Genomic DNA, 20,208 nt, shown 5'->3' on the forward strand with positions numbered 1-20,208 from the left:
ATGGCAAATTCGTTTCTGTCCCAAAACGAAACATGCACGGCCATATTTTTCCGTTGGGATAAACAGATATCCTGTTTGATACAGGCAAGGTTTTCACTGAATTTTCAGACTTCTAGAATTTTCGCCTCCCATCCGGGTTAGGCGTGTCCAAAATGCGCCATGTAGGCCCTATTGCCCGAATCGAACATATGGTGGATCATAGTTGACTGTGAGTGGGAGCCGGTCAGGCATTTAAGACAACTATTCATCCGCTATGGGTCGCAAATAGCAGTAAATACATGTTCTGATAATCAGACACGTATTCATATAAATCTATTGGGCCAAGCAATCTGTTGTCTCGATTAAGCGCGCTTGTCATGCAATTCACTATTGTGAACTGCACTGATAAATTGCGTTTTATGAGGATAATCAAGTATTGCATAAGTTGGGGGTTATCATGCACGACAACGCCATTTCCTCTGTTGAACTTACGAACAGAGAGTCCCAGGTGCTTCGTCTTGTCGCGTTCGGCCTTTCTGCCAAGAAAGTGGCGATGGAGCTGGACATCGCGCCCTGTACGGTTGAGCGCCATATCGAAAATGTCCGGCTGAAGACACGCACGCGCAACCGGGCGCATATGATCGCCTATGTCATTCGTGCGGGAATATTGCCATCTCAATATGGCTGATTTGCCAGCGGGGGCCGCAGGCGATGGCGGCGGACGACGTGACATACACGGACCGTCCGCCACCAACGCCTGTGAATTTCTCATAAATGCGACCCTCGCACCCTTCACCTTGAGCCCAGCGGCTTTCCAGGCGCGGGGCTTTCACCCTTCAGCAAGGCAGAGTGCTTCACGAAGTCAATCAATAGGCCTTGCGGATCATGATCAGTGAGCGCCAGGATCCGCCGACGTAACCGCCAAGCCAGATGCGACACGATCCAAAGCATGTCGGCAGTCATGGCATAGAAGCGTCCATGGTTTTTCAAGAAATAATATCTCCTCGATTCGAACCAGTAAGCCGGCATCCGGCGTACGACCGCATCCTTGCCCGTGAGACCGGTGCTCTGTCCGGCAATGTGCATGACGCAGGCCTGGGGCACGTACCAGCATTCCCACCCGTCCCGCCGGGCCTGCAGGCACAGGTCCGTCTCTTCATAATATAGAAAATAGCTCTCATCCATCGGTCCGACCGAATCGAGCAGTTCGGCCCTGATCATCATGCTGGCTCCTGACACCCAATCGACAGGCGCCGGTTCGCGGCCCATTTCCTGAACCGCCGCATGATTTCGCAGCAGACGACTGACCGGCCCGAACCGAGCGCCGCGTTCAACTTCTCCCAACAATGACGGAAAGCGAAACGCATAAGGCCATGCCTGCCCGTCGCGGTCCTTCAGCAAGGTTCCGGCAATGCCGGCACGCGGATGGTCATCCATGAATTTCAGCAGTGCCTGCATGGAACCCGGCTGTACGCGCGTGTCGGGGTTGAGCAGCCAAACATAATCGGGCGAACCGCCTGCCGCCCGGTCGGTGGCGATGGCACGATTATTACCCTGTGCGAACCCTCCATTGACCGGGGAAGCGACCAGCTTTGCCCAGCGGTCCCAGCCGCGCTTCTTGATGGCGGAGGCAATACGGCCGCAGCTATTGTCGCCGGAGGCATTGTCGACGATAACTGCGCGCGCGCCGGGATGGGCCTTCATCTCTTCGACAAGACTGTCAAGACAGTCGATTGCCAGGCCGGCCGTGCGATAATTCACGATCGCGACCAGAACTGACGGCTGGCTGATCCTGTTCACCGGACCGTTCATTGCGCCAGGAGTTCCGGCGCGGCAGTCCTCCTCTCGACGGCAGAAAGGACGGGCGGTCTTTTGCACGCCGCCGCTATGGCCGAGCCTCCTTTGAGCGCCGCATCAATGCCCTCCTGCATCGAGCGGGCAAGTACGGAGACATTGGGTTCCTGAAGCGCGCTGGTATGCCCCCCGGGGATCTGCACGAGCTGCACGGGCTCTGCCACACGCTTGCCCCATCCCATGATGCAGTCGCTGAACTGCAGGCTGAAGGGCACGTCATCCGGGGCCCCGGTTCCCTCCGTCGCCTTGTAGAGCACGACGTTGCTGTTGGTCAGCAAACCCTGCGGTCGGTGATGGCGATGCGCGACCTGATAAAGCTCCAGGAATGAGAGGGTTGATCCTCTCGGTTCATGGATCGACCGGCTACGCAGCCGCTTGACCTCACGATGGTGACGCAGCCGGTCGATGCGGGAACTCAACTCATAAGCGATTACATTATTCAACTTACGGGCAAGAAGCACCGGCACATTCAGTAGCTCGGCGGCCGTTGCCCCCCTGAAGCTCAGAACGTCCCGCAGTCGGCGGAGCCGCGCCAAGGTGATCTGGAACGGCCGTTCGACCGCTTCAACGTCGGCTGCATCGATGATCCCGACAAAACGCACATCCTGGTCCTGGTCTTGAAGCTGCCTGGCCATTTCAAATGCGATCACCCCACCCGCGCATAGACCGGCCAGCAAATAGGGCCCTTCCGGCTGCGCTATTCTGAGGCGGTCGACATAGGTCGCCGCCATTTCATCGATTCGGGTATGGGCAAAGGAACCGTCAGCACGCATTTCCGGCTGAAGGCCGTAAACATGATGCCCCTCATCCAACAGCAGCGCCATTGAACGATACAGCAGCGTTTCGCCAAGGCCATCATGGACCAGGAACAGGGGCGGCTTCCCCTTTCCAGGCCGCAGGGACACGAGACCAGGAATGGGAATAGTCCCGTTTTCCGGCCCTACACCGCCCTCTTCATCCTCGATCGGAGGCGGCTCGATCAAGGCGGCAAGCTGCGCAACCGTCGGCGCCTCTATCAGCGCGGTGAGAGGCAAGGATTTCCCGCTTTGCTTGCGTAAACGGTTGATGAACTGGACCGCCAGCAGGGAATGACCACCCAGGTCAAAGAAGTTGTCATTACGCCGCACCTGCCCCACGCCCAGCATTTCCGACCAGAGATGCGCCACCATTTCTTCAGATGAGGTCCGTGGCGCATCCCTGCCCTCCAGGGCCGCAACCTCGCCATCGCCCGTCCGCCGATCGGAATTTCCAGCGTGCAATTTTTCAAGAGCGGACGACAAGACCACCGGAGACACCACGACATGCGGCGCTGCCCGTGCGCTCAATATATGTTCGATGACGGCCATGCCTTCCGATGGTGTGAGGCCCTGGGCGGCGCTGGCGGCCAGGCCCCCACGGAGCCCGCCCCGGCCTTTTGCTGCTACACCCATTGCAAAGCTGTCCCGGACGAGCATCATGGTGAATGCTTCTATCTCGGCAAGTACCTGTCCCTCTGCCGTAGCCAGGGTGACATCGAACATAGCTACTGAAGAAGGATCTCCACCTTCCGGCCGATACCGTACATGGCTGACGATTCGTTCCGGCAATGGTCCGGCCAGCCGGATACGACCATAGGATGCCGGCGCATAGAATTGCGTCCTGACGTCGCACCCTGGGATCAGCATCTGCGCTCCGGCCGTCGCGAAGTCCAGCAGCGCAGGATGCAGGTAAAGCTGATCGAGATCTCTTCCAAAAACCTCCGGCAAGCTAAGTTCTATCAGCGCTTCTCCATCGCCCAGATGAAGCGCCTGTACATTGTTCCACCGCTCCCCGAGGTGCAGGTGCGCGGCGCTGGGGATGGCGGCCTCTCCTCGCCGCTCTTCCGTGCATCGCGCAAGAATGGCGCTGAGGTTCAGGTGACTGGACGTGCGACGTTCCGCTCCCGAAATATAGCCACGCGCATGTTCCGCCCATTCATCGCCATCTGCGACATCTCCAGACCGTCCCAATATGGCGAAGCGCCAGACTTCTCCACCTTCATGGCGGAGGTCCACTCGCATCTCCCGCGCCTGGTCATCGGGCACGGCAAAAGGCGTCAGGAACACTAGTTCACAAAGATCGAGGGCACCCGGCCCGACCATATGATGGAAAGCGGCACGTGCGATTTCGACATAACCCGAACCTGGCACCAGCGCCTGCCCCGAAGCCAGACGGTGCTCATCCAGCAGCCAGCGCGTCTCGGGCGAATAGGTCGCGCTATAGATACTGCGATCTTTTGTATTGAAAATCAGCCGGTCGATCAGGGGATGATCAACCAAAGTGCCGGCCGAACCGTCCGCCTCGTCAGGCTGATCGACCGCATCCACCAATGACGCGGCCATGCCCACTTCACGCCACTGACTCCACCCCATTGAAATTACCGGCGTGGCACCATTTTCCTTTTTTGCCTGGGCAAAGGCGTCAAGAAAGGCGTTGGCGGCTGCATAATCGAACTGACCGGCAATTCCGGCAAAAGCGCTGATGGAAGAAAACAGCATGATAAAATCGGGCCGCTGTCCCACAAGCGCCGCATCCAATGCCAGCGTTCCTTGCAGCTTTGGCGCGAGCACCTTGGCCGCATCCCCTATGGTCTTGAGCTGAATGGGGCCATCGTCGAGCACGCCTGCCGTATGGAAAACCCCATGGATCTGGCCGAACCGGGCCCGCGCTTGGGCGATCGCTCGCCGCATTTGGTGGAAATCACTTACGTCGGCGGACAATAACAGGACCTCGGCGCCCTTTGACTCCAGCGATTGAACTTCGCGGATGCGGCGACTGATATGATCGCCCGGCGAATGGCTGGCGAGATGGTCTGCCCATAGGTCGCGGGGTGGCAGTGGGGACTTCCCGAGCAGTGCCAGTCGCGCGCCAAAACTATCGCTCAGATGCCGCGCAAGCGTCAGTCCGATTCCGCCCAGGCCGCCGGTTATCAGATATGCACCGCCCGGCCGCAATCTTGTGGGCGAATGCGATACTGTTGGAGCGGACATGGGCTCCATCTGCTGCACCCAACGTTGCTCATTGCGGTAGGCGACCGCCTGGGCCAGGTCCGGCGATGACAACTCGGCCGCCAATGCTTCGACCACATGACACTCCGCCGCCGTGCTGGCGGGCGTCAGGTCAAGGTCGATACTGCAAAGTTCCACATTTGGATATTCACGCGGGATCACACGGCACGCGCCTAGTGCTGTCGCTTTGGCAGGCAGGCGTCCAGACTCGGCAAGCACCCGCTGGGTGCGATCGGTGATCAGCGCAATCCGGACCGAACGGTCAATCCCCTGCTCCCCCAGCGCCTGGGCCAGCCGCAACAGGCTGTAAAAGCCGCGTTGCAACAAGCTCTCCGTGGCTTTGGGAGAGGACAAACGCCGATCATGGCCACTTACCAGCCATAGATGATAGATGTGCTGGGGCACAAAGCCGAGGCTCGCTAACAGCGCCCCATAATCCTCCACATGATTAGGGTTGATCCGATAAGCGTCGAGCCCCTCCTCCCGAAAACGGGCGCCCCTGCGGGCGGTTGCCACTCTACACCCCTCCGCTCGCAGGCGGCGCACCAGGGCCTCGCCCAGCGCAAAATCGTCAAGGAACACCAAGGCCGTATCGGGCGGGTCTCCGCGCCCAAGTCTGGCAGTCCGCTGCCAGACCGGCTCGTATAACCAATCGTTCAGGTCCTTTCGCCTGGACGGATCATCGCCGCCCGGTCCGGCAAGAGCCAATGCGCTCTTTCCCGGTTCGATCCAATGCCGCTGCCGGTCGAAACAATAGGTGGGAAGCGGGATGCGCCGCCTGCGCTCGCCCAGCCAGAACTGCCCCCAAGGCACGGCGACGCCGGATGCCCAAAGGCGGCCGAGTATGTTCAACGCATAGGACAGGTCGTCGACCTTCTCGTCTGGATGCCGGAGCGAATTGAATACAGGCTGATCAGGCGAACGTGCCGGATGCTGCCGCGCAAGGCTGGTCAGCGTTCGTCCCGGCCCCACTTCCAGCAGCACTTGCCGTTTCTCGTCCAACAAGACCTGCAACCCGTCAGCGAAACGCACCGTCTCGCGCAGGTGCCGCACCCAATAATTGGCGTCGGTCGCCTCATCGGCGCTGATCCACTTGCCGGTCAGGCAGGAAATGAAAGGCACCTTGGGCGCTTTCATTTTGACGCTTTGGACCAATTCGCGAAATGGGGCCAGAATGGGTTCCAGCATCTTCGAATGGGCGGCAACGGAGATCGGAACCTCTTGCGTTTCTATCTCACGACCGGCGAGCGTCGCCTTCAATCGCTCGATTGCCCCTACCGGCCCGGACGCCACGCTGAGCTGTGGGCCATTGACCGCGGCTATCGAAAGGTCGGGGCCCAGCAGCGGCCGCAACTCATCCTCCGGCAGCGGCACGTTCAACATGCGGCCTTCAGGCAGGGTCTCGAACAGCCTGCCCCGACCGGCGGCGAGCTTCAGCGCTGATTTCAGGTCGAACACGCCGGCCAAATGCGCTGCTATATATTCGCCCATGCTATGGCCTAGCATCGCCTCTGGTTCGACGCCCCAGGACATCCACAACCGAGCCATCGCATATTGCACGGTAAACAGCGCAGGCAATGCGAAGGACGGCTTGTTCAACGCTTCGCGCGCCGCTGCATCGTCCGTTTCAGGGAATAGATGCTCACGGATGTGGAGGTTGCAACTGCCGGAAAGAATATCCATGCACTCGTCAACCGCCTGCCGGAATATCAATTCCGAACGGTAGAGGCCGAGCGCCATGTTGGGATATTGCGCACCCCCGCCAGCGAACAGGAACGCGACGCTCCTATCATTTTCCTTACACTGCTGCGTGAAACTTGCGCCTTCCAACATGGAAACCGCTTCGGCGGGGTCGCCCGCCACAATGACGCGCCGGTGGCGAAGCGCCTTCCTTCCCACCTGAAGCGTATAGGCGATGTCCGCCAAATTCTGGTCGGGGTGCGCCCGCAGATGGTCCGCCAGCGCTTGGGCATTTGCCTCCAGCGCCGTCTCCGTAGCTGCTGAGACGACCAGGAGCTGACACGGACGCGATGGCCCGCTCGGACTGGAAGGCGGCGCTTCCTGAAGCACCACATGGCTGTTGGTGCCCCCGACGCCGAGCGAGCTTATGCCGGCACGACGGGGCGACAAGCCCTGCTTTTCCCAAGGGCGCAGCGTCGCATTGACATAAAAGGGCGTACGCTCGAACTCGCACGACGGATTGGCCGCGCTGTAGTTCAGACTAGGCGGAATTTTGCCATGACGAAGCGCCAGCGCCACCTTGATGAAGCTCGCAACGCCCGCCGCTGTATCAGTATGCCCGATATTCGGCTTGACCGACCCGAGGGCGCAATAGCCGGTCGCTTCGGTGTCCTGTCGAAAGGCCTGGGTCAGCGCGGCCACCTCTATGGGATCGCCGACGGGAGTGCCTGTGCCATGCGCCTCGACATAGCCGATGGTGTCGGCAGTGACGCCGCTGATGCTCAGCGCTTCGCTTATCACCTTGGCCTGGCCGTCGACGCTGGGAGCGAGATAACTGACCTTGCCCACACCATCATTGTTGACGGCGGAACCCTTGACCACCGCATAAATATGGTCGCCATCCGCCATGGCGTCCCGCAAGCGCCGCAGCACGACGATTCCCGCCCCGCTGCCAAAGATCGTCCCTGCCGCCTCTGCATCAAAGGCACGGCAATGGCCGTCCGGCGACAATATCTCCCCCTGTTCGAACACATAGCCGCGCCGGTGCGGCAACTCGATGGTGACGCCGCCCGCAAGCGCCATGTCGCTTTCGCCGTTCAAAAGGCTCTGTACAGCCATGTGGATCGCGACCAGCGAAGTGGAACAGGCGGTCTGCACATTGACGCTCGGCCCTTTCAGATCGAGCAGATAGGAAACACGGGTGGTCAGGAAATCCTTGTCGTTGCCGGTGTGCCGCAACAGGAAGAAGCCGACATTGCGCACCAGCTCAGGATTGGTGAGCAGGTTGTAAGGCAGATAGGCGTTATGGCCGGACCCAGCGAAGACGCCGATCGCCCCTGCAAAACGTTCCGGCAAATGCCCGGCATCTTCCAGCGCCGCCCAGGCACATTGCAGAAAATGGCGATGCTGCGGGTCCATGATCGCCGCGTCGCGCGGGCTAAGGCCGAACAGCGCCGCGTCGAACATTTCCATGTCGGGCAGGGGCGCTCCGGCCTTCACATAGTTGGACCGTTTGATGAGACTCTTATCGACGCCCGCCGCAATTAGTTCGTCATCGGAAAAGCGCGTGATCGACTCTACGCCTTCGCGCAGGTTCGACCAATATTCCTGCATATTGCGCGCGCCGGCAAAACGGCAGGCCATGCCGACAACGGCAATGGCCGTGTCAAAATCGGCCCCGCCAGAACCGCCGTTGAAGTCAGGGTTGGACTGATACATGGCAGTTAACTCCCCTCGCCCAGGACGGCTGGAACCCGTCCCGCGATCCGGCGCTGCAATGCTGCCCTGCGCCCCTCGGCCCGGCTGAGGCCTTCCTCTGCGGCCTTTGCCGAACTATCGCCTCCCGCGAGATGAGCGCTTAGCGATTGGACGGTGGGAAACCGGAAAATATCGGTGATCGGCAGCTCCCGCCGCAGCTCGGTCCGCAAACGGCGATGCATCTGCACTGCGAGCAATGAATGACCGCCAAGGTCAAAGAAATTGTCGCGCGTGCCGACCTGCGATAGCTTCAGCACATCGCACCAGATTGCGGCAATCCTTTGCTCCATGCCCCCCGCAGGCGCGACATAGCTTTCCGCGACGGACGTCATGCTGACCGACTCCAGCGCCGGCAACGCGTTCCGATCGACCTTGCCGTTCGGCGTCATCGGCAACCGCGCGAGCGACATGATATGCGCCGCCACCATGAATTCGGGCAGTCGGGCCTTCAGGCACTCGCGTACCTCCGCAATCATGTCCCTTGAAAGCTCCGGCACGACATAAGCAATCAACTGCTTGTCCCCGACCTCATCCTCGCGAGCCACGACTACAGCTTCCTGCACCGCTTCATGGTCGTTCAGCACAGCTTCGATCTCACCAAGCTCGATGCGATAGCCCCGCACCTTCACCTGATGGTCGAGACGTCCCAGGAATTCGATGACGCCATCGGCTCGCCGCCTACCAAGGTCGCCGGTACGATAGGCGCGTTCGCCCGGACGCAGGGGATCGGCGATGAAGCGTTCGGCGGTAAGGCTCGGTCGATCCAGATAGCCCCGCACGACGCCATGACCGCCAATGACGAGCTCGCCGGGCGCGCCGGGCAAGACCGGCTGCTGCCGGCTGTCGAGAATATAGACATGTTGGTTGGCGAGCGGTCTTCCGAGCGGTATCGCGCCATCCGATCCATCGACTTTATGAGCCGCCGACCAGATGGTGGTCTCCGTTGGACCGTACATGTTGGTAACGGCGCCTCCGGACAGGCCTGTCAGCTCTCGCGCCAAATCCGGCGGGAAGGCCTCGCCACCGATCATTACATGCTTCAGAGCCGCGATCGGCTCCCTGAGGCGGTCGTCCGCGAGCATCAAACGCATCATTGATGGCGTGCATTGCAGATGCGTGACGGCATGACGCTTCATGAGCACAGGCAAAGGTTCATCCGCGCCGGCCGGCTCACCCGACGAAGCCATCAGCCGCAGCTGATTCAGATAAGGAAGATGCTCCAGCACTTGCCGTTCCGGCACGCCGAAGTCGATCAGGCACGCGATCTCATCCACGCCGACCGTGCGGGCCATATCGACCATCGCCAAGCAGCTTTCGGGCGTCCCGAACAGGCCGCTGGTTTCATAATAACGGTCGAAAGCGAAGGAGAGCAGCATTTCCATGTCAGTTTGCGACAGGGCCTCGAATGCGTCCTGCCCGGCGGATTCCGCCATTCCCGCCCGCCGCTTGAATGCCGGAAAGGCCCAGGCATATTGCTTTACAAGGCTCGTCGCGGTCCGCAGATAGGCGATCATCGGTTCCCGGACCGCCTCCCGCACCTGCTCCGCGTCGGGCCCCACGAAGCTGTGCAACATCAAGGTGACATGTCCCTCGCCTTCGTGCCCCGCTTCCCTCCAGGCGTTGCGGTAGGCGTCCAGCTTTTCCGAAAGCTCACCGAGCGACTGCCCGAGCAAATGAGTCAATACGCCGCCGCCCGCTCTGCCCGCAGCAGCAAAGGTGTCCACATTTCCGGCCGAGGTGATCCAGAAAGGTAGTTCAGGCTGCACGGGCCGGGGCAGTATCTGCACTTCCACCGGCTTGCCCAGCGGACCTGCAAATGACCGGCTTTCACCCCGCCACAAGGCCCGGACGGCATCCATGCCGTTAAGGAGAGCGCCAGTGCGATCGGCAAAGCTTTCCGGGCGCAGCACAAAATCATTGGGCTGCCATCCCGATGCGAAGGCGATACCGGCGCGGCCGTTCGACAGATTGTCGACCACCGACCATTCTTCCGCAACCCGCACAGGATGGTGCAGCGGCACCACGACGCTGCCTCCCCTGATCTTGACGCGACTGGTGATCGCCGCCACTGCCGCACCGGTCACGGCCGGATTGGGATACAGCCCGCCAAAAGAATGAAAGTGCCGCTCGGGGGTCCATACCGCGGAAAACCCGTTCTGATCGGCGAACTTCGCGCCTTCGAGCAGCAGGCGGTATTTCTCGCCCGGCTGGCTCTCCGCATCGGCCGCGAAATAGAACAGGCTGAAGTCCAGTGGCTTTTTAACCGGGACGCGCGCTTCGGTCAGTTCGCCGCCCGTTGAGAGTATGACATGCAGGCCGCGGGACAGCGTCCAGCAAAGTTCCAACACAGAGATGTCAAAACTTAGGCTGGTGACGGCGAGCCATGTCCCTTCAGGCGTGATATGCTGGTCCATTCCCGCAAAGAAGTTCGCCACATTCCGGTGCTCGACCATGACGCCTTTGGGCTTGCCGGTCGAACCAGAGGTGTAGATCACATAGGCAAGGCTTGCAGGACCCGCGGCGCTCTCAACCGGCTCAGGCGAATGACGCATGATTTCGGGCCAATCGGCATCGATCCGAACCAGGGTCGCGCCCTCGCCGGAAATCCTTTCGGCCAGATGCGCTTGCGTGATGATCAGCTTTGCACGGGAATCGGCGATCATGTGCGCAATTCGTTCGGAAGGGTATTTGGGATCGAGCGGAACATAGGCTCCGCCCGCCTTCAATATGCCGAGGAGCGCGACCAGCATGTCCAATGAGCGGTCGACGAACAGTCCCACGAATTGATCGGGTCCCGCGCCTTGCTGCTGCAGATGGCGCGCAATCTGATTGGAGCGCCGATTCAGCTCGCCATAGCTCAAGCTCTCGCCCCGGCAGGTCACGGCGACGCGGTCCGGCGTGCGGCGCGCCTGCTCTTCGAACAGTTCGTGGACGCAAGCATCGGCACGCCAGGCGGCGTCAGGTCCACTCCAGGCGCGGATTGCCTTCGCCAGTTCCACAGGGCTTATAAGGGGTAGTTCACCCGTGGGCGCTTGCGGCTCCGCGTCTGCCGCCGCCAACAACGAAAGCAGTCCCTGCTGCATGGTTGTCACCGCAGCATGATCGAGCCGTGCCGGATCATGGAACCAGCGGCTGACCCGCCCGTCGGACCGGATCGCGATGGTCAACTCCGATCCGGGCAGCAGCGTCACTTCGTCCAATGTCTCGGCGATAAGGATGGAGACGGGCAGCAGCACGCGGTCCTTTTCCGCGCGCAACTCCGGCATGCGCGCCACAAGGTCGCTGCTGAACCCCAGCCGGCGATGTGCCTCCCGCACCGATCCGCACAACCCCTCCCGCAGGTGATCCAGCCCCTGTGAAAAGTCGATCTCCGCGCGAAGCGGCACTTGCGGCGAAAACCAGGCTTCCAGCCCGGCATGGGAAGCGGTCATCACTGGATCGGTATAGCCGAAATCAAACTCTTCTTTGTCGGCAAGCCGTCCGATCAAGGCCACAGCAGCGGCCAGAACGGCTTTTTCCCTTCCCAGAACATCCGGGCCAGGCATGACGAGTTCCGCGTGCGTCATGATGTCCCGACCCGGATGTCGGTCCCGTACGACTAGGGGGAGGTCGACGGGACCAAGGGATGCGATGCGGCTGCGCCAATAATTTTCATGCGCCGCCAAGCCTGAATTTATTTCAGTGAGGGCCGAAAGCGTCGACCGGTCTAGCACGTCGAACTGCGCCCCTTCGCGAAGTCCGAACCGACCCACGGCTTCGCTCACCGCCAGTTCAGCGCCCTGCAATGTGGAAAGACGATGCAGCGCCAAATGCTCGGCGCCGGTCGCGACGATGATCCGGTGTGGCTCGATGGCCACTATCGTGCCCGGCGCAAATCTGGATGTGTCGCCCTCGACACTTGCGCCCAGCACAAGCATCAGCGCCCCGCCAAAGCTCGCCTTCGCCTTTCCAATGGGATTGGCGTAGCCGCCGAAATCAAGCGCGCGTATCAGTCTTTCGATCTTGTCGGCAGGTTGGTGCCACTGAATTGCGCAGGCCGCCTCAGGCCGATGCCGCCTTGAAAAATAACGAGCCGGTCCATTGGGCTGCGCTTGTGGTACGATCCGGCCGCTGGCGAGACCATCGACGAGTTCCTCGAAACTGTCGATCCCCGCAGCAAAGCATTTCGTATTGAGCGAAAAGGCTGTTTCGCCTTCATCAATGGCGATGCCCCGCGCGGTCAGCACCGCCCCGCCATCGACCTCTCCTGTCATTTGGTGCCAGGTGATGCCGTGCAGGGGCTCTCCGTTCAGCAGCGCCCACACCGGCACGTTCAAACCTGCATAATGTGGTAACGGTCCGTCATGGAAATTGATCGCGCCCTTGGCGGGCAGGCTCAGCACCTCATCGGAAAGCACCGAAAGGTTCGTCACGCTGAACAGATAATCGAACCGTCCGACTTCGGCTGAGGGCAGGTCACGCGGCCGATCGACCAGCAGGATGCCAGCCTCGCTCGCCCAGTTGCGTATGGCGGGCCGCCGCGACACCACTGCCGCGATCCTGTGGCCCCGCGCTTCCAACGTCTTGGCGCACTGAATGAGAAGAGACTCTTCGCCGATGAGAACACAGCGCCAGGAACAATGCATCATGAACTCCCGCCAACCAAAGCAACGGCAGCAGCCTTTACTAAAAAGACCATCCACATGTGAATTTAATGCCAATTCACATGCAGTTTTACACCGTCCAATAGTAACATTATGGGCATTATATGTTCAGGAACAATTTTCCGAATTGCCTGGGGACAATTCCCCACAGACTAATTCATATGAGTAAATTTCTCTCCCTATTTATACTCAATCAACTTCCCCTTTTTCTTCAAATGGAGCCGGTTAAGCCAAAATTGCATTTGTCCCTGGACATGCGGTATCTTCCCCAAAAGAATGAAGCTGGCATAAAGCGCCCCCGCATGCCGCGTGACACGCAGCCAGAGCAGCGGCCAAAGCGGAAGGCTCATTGGATTGGCCCAGAAAAGGTTGCTCATAACCTTGCGCCATAGCCGTCGATCTTCAGCGCCCCGGCGGTGCAAAGCTTCGGCGCTGGCATAGCCGCTGCGCCGGTTGCGTTGCCACCATTGGGCAAAGCGGGACATTGCGGCATCGTGCAGCGTCATTTCTCGCGCCAGGCGGTAGATGTTCCAGCCTGCCTTGCGCAGTCTATGGCAGAGATCGGGCTCTTCCCCCGCGATCAGCTCGTCCGCAAAGCCGCCCGCTTCCTCCAGCGCAACGACGCGCATCAGGCTATCGCCGCCGCAGCTCTCGGCCTCCCCAACCGTAGTGTCCCATTCAAGATCGCAGAGTCGATTGTAGACGCTGTCGCCAGGAGAGCGCTCGCGCCGCCGTCCGCAGACGACGGCGGCGTCAGTATTCCTCTGCATCACCGCTTTTGCAGCGTCCAGCCAGTCGGGATGCAATTCGCAGTCCCCGTCAATGAACTGGACCAACTCCATTTCCGGCAATGCATCGCATAGATACCGAAACCCGGCGTTGCGCGCGCGCGCCGCCGTAAAGGGCGTTGCGGCATCCAATTCCACGACGTCGACTCCCAAGGACCGCGCCATTGCCACGCTGCCGTCGATGGAACCAGAATCCACATAGATTGATCGGACGAACTGCCCGGACAAGCTGGCAAGGCAGCGCCGGAGGCGTTCGCCTTCATTCCGCCCGATAATGACGGCTCCAATAGGGCAATTCTGGCTCATGGCTCACGGCTCGTGCGCAGCCAGGCTCGCTGAGGCCGAACCAGCAGCCTGGCATAGATCGGTAGCTTCCAGACCATATAGAATGGCAGCTTCATCAACGTCCCAAGTGGCAGCGAAGCCCTGCCCCACCGGGCCCAGACGCACAGCAGGCTGACGAAGAACAGCAGGCATCCCGCTACCAATCCTAGCAATGGCGTGGCGTCCCCGGACTGCCATGCAAAAAGGAGCAGTCCCAGCAACCCACTGATCACCGCCATGCCCAACAGGCTTAGCGGCGGTACGGCGACGTCCAATGCCAATGCCAGGGCTGAGGGCCGTTGCAAGACGGTCCGTGCCAGGCGGGGGACATAGGCGGCCGCCGTCATGATCTGCCCATGTTCCCAGCGGGTCCGCTGCGTCACCGTAGCGGACTGACTGCTTGCGCTGCTGGTGAAGGCCGCATCCTCATGGAAAATTACGCGTTCTCCGCCGAGGAACAATTCCAGTCCAAGCTGCAAGTCTTCCACCAGATTGGCTGAGGCGAGCGGCGCGGACTTGAACAGGGCCCAGGGGAATGCCATCCCCGTCCCTTGCAGCAAGGCTGCTCCAGACAAACCGAACAACCCCCGCTGCCTCACATGATTGCGGATACGAAAGGCGAAGGTCGAAATTCCGACCAACGCCCCTGCCTCTTCAGCATGCGTCAGCAGAAACAAGCCCTGCACCGCCGCCTCTTCCTGATAAGCACAAGCCGCCAACTTTTGCAGCGCGCCCGGCTCTGGAACACAGTCGGCATCGAGGATGATCACAATTTCGGGAGGATCATCCGAAAGGATGTCGCGGCCAAAATCGAGCGCAAATCCTTTCCCTCGGAACGCCGGATTGGTGCGGGTTGCCACAAAGGCGCCTGCACGACGTGCCACCGCTGCAGTGTCATCCGTGCAATTATCGGCCACAACGACCAGACGGTCGAAAGGGCGCAACTGCACCCGCACCGCTGCTATTACTGCGGCAATGCCCAGAACCTCATTATGTGCCGGCATCAGCACAGCGAATGGCGGGGCCGACGCGGAAGCAACTCGGCTTTGTCCAGCGAGAATCGCCACTGTAAATTCGAACGACAGCCAAAGCAGCGGAACTAGCAACAACATCGCAAGCAACCAGGCCGCCGCCATGACTATCCCCCTACCAGTGGACGGAGCAAATCGGCCAGCAACGCCGCATTCCTGTCGCCATTATGGTTTCTAAGCACACGCTCCCGACCGATTTCCGCCATGCACGCCAACCGGCCCGGATGGCATTCCAGCGCCTCGCGCAGGGCTTCGGCCAACGCCGGACGCGATCCGGCCGGGACAAGCCAGCCGCATTGTTCATCAACCAGCTCCGGAACACCGGCGATGCAGGTCGCGACCACGGGGCGGCCTAGCGCCAGGGCCTCCATCAGCACGACCGGAAGGCCCTCGGCAAAGCTCGGCAGGATCAATGCCCGCGCTCCCAATATCTCGCGGCGAACAGCCTCCGCGTCTTTCCAGCCAGTCAGCGTCACCCGCCGTTCCAGGCCAAGCGCCTTGATCTGCGCCTCAAGCTGGGGCCGCATTTCGCCATCTCCAACGATGCGCAGCGAGAACAGATGATCCCGCGCGACTTCAGCTGCCGCTTCGATCAGCAGGTTCAATCCCTTTTGGCTGCTGAGCCGGGCCACGCAGACCAGGACATTGGAATGCGGGAGCGATGACGCCGAGGGCTCTTCATCCAGAAGCTGGCGGTCGAGCCCACAGCGAACGACCTTGATCTTCGGCCAATCGGCGATATGTGCCCATCGCATCAATTGGCCGCGACCGAAGTCGGAAACGGCCACGACAAAACTCGCGCCGGCGATCTTTTCCGCAAGCAGCAGCGATGCCGGTGCGTCGAACTCATCGGGGCCATGCAGCGTCATGCTGTAGGTAATGCCGGCAAGCTTGTTCGCCAGCCTGGCGACGGCGGCCGGGTTAGTGCCGAAATGGACATGGACGTGCCGGATACTTGCGTTCTGCAGCATCCGAACGAGCAGGCAGGCCTCCACAAGATAAGCCGCCGAACGGACAATTCCGGCCTGTCCACGCAAGCCAGAGCCGACCGCCAGCGCCAGCGTTTTCGCAAAGCGGACAGGGTGTCTCAACGACTGCCAAAGGAGAGCGGAAAAAAGCCGCATGCGAGGGCCGTCGAGCAGCACTGCGGTTCGCGTCGCTTCCGACTGGTCGTCGGGATCGGGCAGCGTTTCGCCTGACGTGCGGATCGAAAAGCGGTGCACATCGAAGCCCTGCCGCTCAAGCGCAGCAATCTCGCGGCGGATGAAGCTGTGGCTGACCTTTGGATAGACATTGGTCAAATAAGCGATCCGAAGGGGCGCCACTCTGCCGTACCAGCCGTCGCGCGCGCTCAGCCGTCGCTCATCCAGAACGATTTGCATCACGCCTCTCCCACCGCCGGATAGGCTCATTCTGCAGGGGAAACCGGTGTCGTGAGAAGACTTGATATAATCCACTGAAGTCTACTCAGTATCTATTCGCGCCCGGAAAATACCCACGGACTAGGGATCATGGTCGCCAAGGGCGATCGGCGGTAGCTTAGGCGCCTGAACTGCGCATTTATTGCGGGCGATTGTCCGTAACTTCATGTTCTGGAGGCACTACGCCTTGATATCGTTTCGCCCCGGCATCCATTCACTTCGTAAGGCTGTAGGCATGTCCTTCCCCGATCTGGAGTCTGCGGCGGCGGAACGGTGGACGATCTCCCCTGGGTGCCGGCGCTACGTCCATCCCGCGAAGTTCGTGCCCGGACAACTTGAGCGCATCCGGGCGGCGGAATTCGGATCGGTTACAGACGTGATCCGCGACTTCCGCGGCGGTTATGACGCCATACAGGAAGAAACGCTGGGATTTCGGGCCAGCGAGATCGACTTGATCGACGGCGTCCTCTATGCGCCCCGGGCCAATCGCAGCTTGAAGCCGCGCTCGCGCCGCGTTCCCGCCTATTCCGCGCCCAAAGAGGTGACCACGGGCGCGCTTTACGAAAGCTGGGTGGGCAATCGCTGGTTCGGGAACTGGCTGACGGACGACTGCCTTACCTATCGGCTGGCCGAACGCTTTGGCAGGCCGGTCACCAGCCGCTCGGTGAATGCCGGCCATATGCCCTATTATGCGGCGCTGCTCGGCATCAGTCCCGCCACCGTGAATCATGTTCATTTCAATGAATTGATCTTCTTTCGCGACTCCTCTCAGAACACCCATAAAAAGCAACGGGCGGATGAACTTCGCGCGCGACTGACTGCCACCATTCCTGCGGCCCGACACCCCGGCGTTTTTCTGCTGAGGGGCGAAACGGGCGACTGCCGGAGACTGGTGAACGAAAAGGTCATCGCCGAACGGTTGGCGCTGGAACGAGGGTTCGGCGTACTCGACCCCAGCACGGCGTCGGTGGACGAAATTCTCGCTCATTGTGCGGGAGCCAAGGTCATCGCCGGGGTGGAAGGCAGCCATCTGGTCCATGGCCTGGCGGTGATGCCCCCTGACGGCATCCTCTTCACCATTCAGCCGCCCGACCGGGTGGTGTCGGTGCTGAAGATCATCACGGATCGCCAGGGACAGACTTACGCCTTTGTCGTGGGAAACGGAACGCAGAACCATTTCACCGTGGAGTGGACCGAGATTCAGCGCACGCTCGATCTGGCGCTTTCCTGACTTATGAGGGGGGAACAAGCCATGTTGATGCAGCATATTCGCCAGGATTACAGGCGGCACGGCAATTCTGTCATGAATGCGGCCTTCCTGTCGCTTCTCATCTACCGCTTCGGACGCTGGTCGCTCGAACGGGAGAATCCGATGGGCCGCCGCATCGCCCGAAAGCTCTACGGCGCGGTAAACCTGTTTGTCGCGAACGTCACGAAGATATGGATCCCCCCGCAAGTGACTATTGGGGAAGATTTTCACATCATCCATGCCGAAGGATCGCTGTCCATCCATCCCAATGTGATCATCGGCGACCGGTTCGGGGTCATGCACAATGTCACCATCGGCACTAATATGACCGATGGCGCGCCAGTCATTGGGGACGACGTCTTTGTCGGCGTCAACGCGACCCTGCTCGGCCCAATCACAATTGGTGACCGAGTCCGGATTGCGGCGAATACGGCGGTCACCACCGATGTTCCCAATGACTGCGTCGCTATCGGCTCGCCAGCGAAAATCTACCCCCGCCTTGGCCCTTGGCCGGATGCTACCGCGCTGGCCTCCATGGCCTTCCACAGGAAGGCAGCAGGCCCGCAGCGGCGATCAGTGGAACAGCTGCCATGAACGCTTTGACCACGACTTTTTATCAGCTTCTCGCGGACAATCTTCCCCTCCGCGCGAACAAGCTTGCGGTAATCGATGAAAATCGAGGAACGACCTATGGCGAACTCGCGGCCGAGGTCGACCGCCTGGCTTCCTATCTCCACCATTGCGGCGTCAAGTCCGGTGATCGCGTGATCGTTCAGCTTCGCAAGGACATGGCCGAAGTCGCCGCGATGTTCGCCATCGCAAAGGTCGGCGCTGTCGTGGTGAACGTCAACGTCCAATGCACGCTGGAACAACTGGGCTATGTTGCCGATGACTGCGGCGCGAAGTTGCTCATCGTCGAACAGACGGTCGCCCAGGCCCTTTCGCTTCTCCCCCTGCCGGTTGCCGTGCGCCATGTTTTAAGCAGGGGAAAGTCGCCCAACGTCAGCCGCTTTGACCAGTGGGACAATGCTCACGGGCACCCCATTGACGAAGTGCCCCGTCTCGACACCGACTTGGCGATGATCATCTACACTTCGGGCTCCACAGGCAAACCCAAGGGCGTGATGCTCAGCCATCGCAACATCATCGCCGGCGCGCGCTCAGTGGCTCGCTATCTTAAGCTGCGGGAGGACGACCGCTTGCTGAGCGTCCTTCCTTACAGTTTCGACTATGGCCTTAATCAGCTGACCACGATGATGCTGATGGGGGGCACCATAGTGCATCAGCCTGTTGTGATGGCGACCGAGATTGTTCGCGCGATAGAGCGTCACGAAGTCACCGGCCTTGCCGCCGTGCCACCGCTGTGGAACCAGATCGTCCGGCTGCTCAGCGAAAGGCCCGCGACCTTCCCGACCCTGCGCCGCATCACCAATTCAGGCGGAAAGATCCCGCTCAACGTTCTGAAGCGCATGCCGGACGTCTTTCCGGGCGTGGACATCTACCTCATGTACGGACTTACCGAGGCGTTCCGCTCCACCTACCTTCCACCGCAGGAATTCAAGCGCAAAATGGGCTCTATCGGACGCGCTATTCCGGGTGCTGAAATTTATGTCGTCAAGTCCGGCGCGGGCATCGCGAGTCCCGGCGAGCAGGGCGAACTGGTCCATCGCGGTCCACTGGTCAGCATGGGCTATTGGGGGAACCCTGAGGCCACCCGCGAAAAGCTGCGTCCATGCCCGGAACTCGCCCGCCTGATCGGCGATGAACCCGTCGTTTACAGCGGCGACATTGTGGAGCTTGATGCGGAGGGAGACCTCTGGTTCGTTGGCCGCAACGATGCAATGATCAAGACCAGCGGCTTCCGCGTCAGCCCCGACGAGATCGAGGACCTGGTCTGCCGAAGCGGCATGGTGGCGGACGCCGTCGCTTTCGGCATCAACGACAATGACCGGGGCCAGCTGGTGCACGTCGCCGTCACCCCGCTGCCGGGCTTTACGGAGGCGGCGCTGCTCCGGCACTGCCAGCGCGTCATGCCGCACTATATGATCCCCAGCCGGATTCACGTCTGGCAGGAACCGATGCCTCGCACCGCAAGCGGCAAGCTGGCGCGCCCGGATGTCCGCCGCCATTGCGATGACCGCCTGCGTTCGGAGACCCCCATGGGAATGGAGTAAGACGCATGGCGCTGACCGATCGACAGTTGATGACCTATTTGAAGGACACGCTTAATTTCAAAGAGGAGCTGGACCTGGAAAGTGAGCTTTTTTCCACCGGAGCGCTCGATTCCGTCTCCATGCTCAACCTCATAGCCTTCGTTGAGGAAACTGCTGGGGTGGAGATCAGGGCCGAAGATGTGACGCTCGATAATTTCGATACCGCCGCCCGCATCCTGCGCTTCGCCGAGCAAAGCATCGGGTAAGGACCCAAACCCCTTTTTCTATCCATTCGTCCCGAG

At 60.5% G+C, this 20,208-nt stretch carries 11 protein-coding genes; 5 read left to right on the forward strand and 6 right to left on the reverse strand.

What is annotated here, in order from left to right:
* The first annotated feature begins 436 nt into the window (after nucleotides 1–436).
* Nucleotides 437–667 carry a response regulator transcription factor gene (locus HNQ99_RS06235; protein ID WP_184474782.1) on the forward strand — a complete coding sequence of 77 codons (231 nt, stop codon included), beginning with the start codon at nucleotides 437–439 and terminating at the stop codon, nucleotides 665–667.
* Nucleotides 668–771: 104 nt separating this feature from the next.
* Here HNQ99_RS06235 and HNQ99_RS06240 read toward each other — a convergent pair whose 3' ends face one another.
* The 6 genes from HNQ99_RS06240 to HNQ99_RS06265 form a co-directional block, all read right to left on the reverse strand.
* Nucleotides 772–1,779, reverse strand: coding sequence for a glycosyltransferase family 2 protein (locus HNQ99_RS06240; protein WP_322790329.1), 1,008 nt, complete (start codon nucleotides 1,777–1,779; stop codon nucleotides 772–774).
* Between the two features lie 8 nt (nucleotides 1,780–1,787).
* Entirely contained in the window at nucleotides 1,788–8,258 is a 6,471-nt protein-coding gene (locus HNQ99_RS06245; protein ID WP_184474784.1) for a type I polyketide synthase, read from the reverse strand.
* Between the two features lie 5 nt (nucleotides 8,259–8,263).
* Nucleotides 8,264–12,925, reverse strand: a complete 4,662-nt coding sequence (locus HNQ99_RS06250) for a MupA/Atu3671 family FMN-dependent luciferase-like monooxygenase (RefSeq protein ID WP_221232602.1) — start codon at nucleotides 12,923–12,925, stop codon at nucleotides 8,264–8,266.
* A 194-nt stretch (nucleotides 12,926–13,119) separates the two neighbouring features.
* Entirely contained in the window at nucleotides 13,120–14,034 is a 915-nt protein-coding gene (locus HNQ99_RS06255) for a glycosyltransferase family 2 protein (protein ID WP_184474785.1), read from the reverse strand.
* The gene (locus HNQ99_RS06260) at nucleotides 14,031–15,188 is read right to left on the reverse strand and encodes a glycosyltransferase family 2 protein (RefSeq protein WP_184474786.1); all 1,158 of its coding nucleotides are present in this window, start codon (nucleotides 15,186–15,188) and stop codon (nucleotides 14,031–14,033) included. The genes HNQ99_RS06255 and HNQ99_RS06260 overlap by 4 nt, the downstream gene beginning before the upstream one ends.
* 2 nt (nucleotides 15,189–15,190) lie before the next feature.
* Nucleotides 15,191–16,465, reverse strand: coding sequence for a glycosyltransferase family 4 protein (locus tag HNQ99_RS06265; protein ID WP_184474787.1), 1,275 nt, complete (start codon nucleotides 16,463–16,465; stop codon nucleotides 15,191–15,193).
* Nucleotides 16,466–16,739: 274 nt separating this feature from the next.
* Between HNQ99_RS06265 and HNQ99_RS06270 the strand changes: the two genes are divergently transcribed.
* From HNQ99_RS06270 to HNQ99_RS06285, 4 genes are read left to right on the forward strand one after another with little or no spacing between them, the layout of a single operon-like run.
* Nucleotides 16,740–17,735 carry a glycosyltransferase 61 family protein gene (locus HNQ99_RS06270; protein WP_184474788.1) on the forward strand — a complete coding sequence of 332 codons (996 nt, stop codon included), beginning with the start codon at nucleotides 16,740–16,742 and terminating at the stop codon, nucleotides 17,733–17,735.
* A 21-nt stretch (nucleotides 17,736–17,756) separates the two neighbouring features.
* The gene (locus tag HNQ99_RS06275; RefSeq protein ID WP_246414654.1) at nucleotides 17,757–18,347 is read left to right on the forward strand and encodes a serine acetyltransferase; all 591 of its coding nucleotides are present in this window, start codon (nucleotides 17,757–17,759) and stop codon (nucleotides 18,345–18,347) included.
* Entirely contained in the window at nucleotides 18,344–19,927 is a 1,584-nt protein-coding gene (locus HNQ99_RS06280; protein ID WP_184474790.1) for an AMP-binding protein, read from the forward strand. Before HNQ99_RS06275 ends, HNQ99_RS06280 begins: the two co-directional genes overlap by 4 nt.
* A gap of 5 nt (nucleotides 19,928–19,932) precedes the next feature.
* Nucleotides 19,933–20,172, forward strand: a complete 240-nt coding sequence (locus tag HNQ99_RS06285) for an acyl carrier protein (RefSeq protein WP_184474791.1) — start codon at nucleotides 19,933–19,935, stop codon at nucleotides 20,170–20,172.
* Nucleotides 20,173–20,208: the final 36 nt, after the last annotated feature.

This window comes from Rhizorhapis suberifaciens (assembly GCF_014200045.1).
GTDB classification, from domain to species: Bacteria; Pseudomonadota; Alphaproteobacteria; order Sphingomonadales; family Sphingomonadaceae; genus Rhizorhapis; species Rhizorhapis suberifaciens.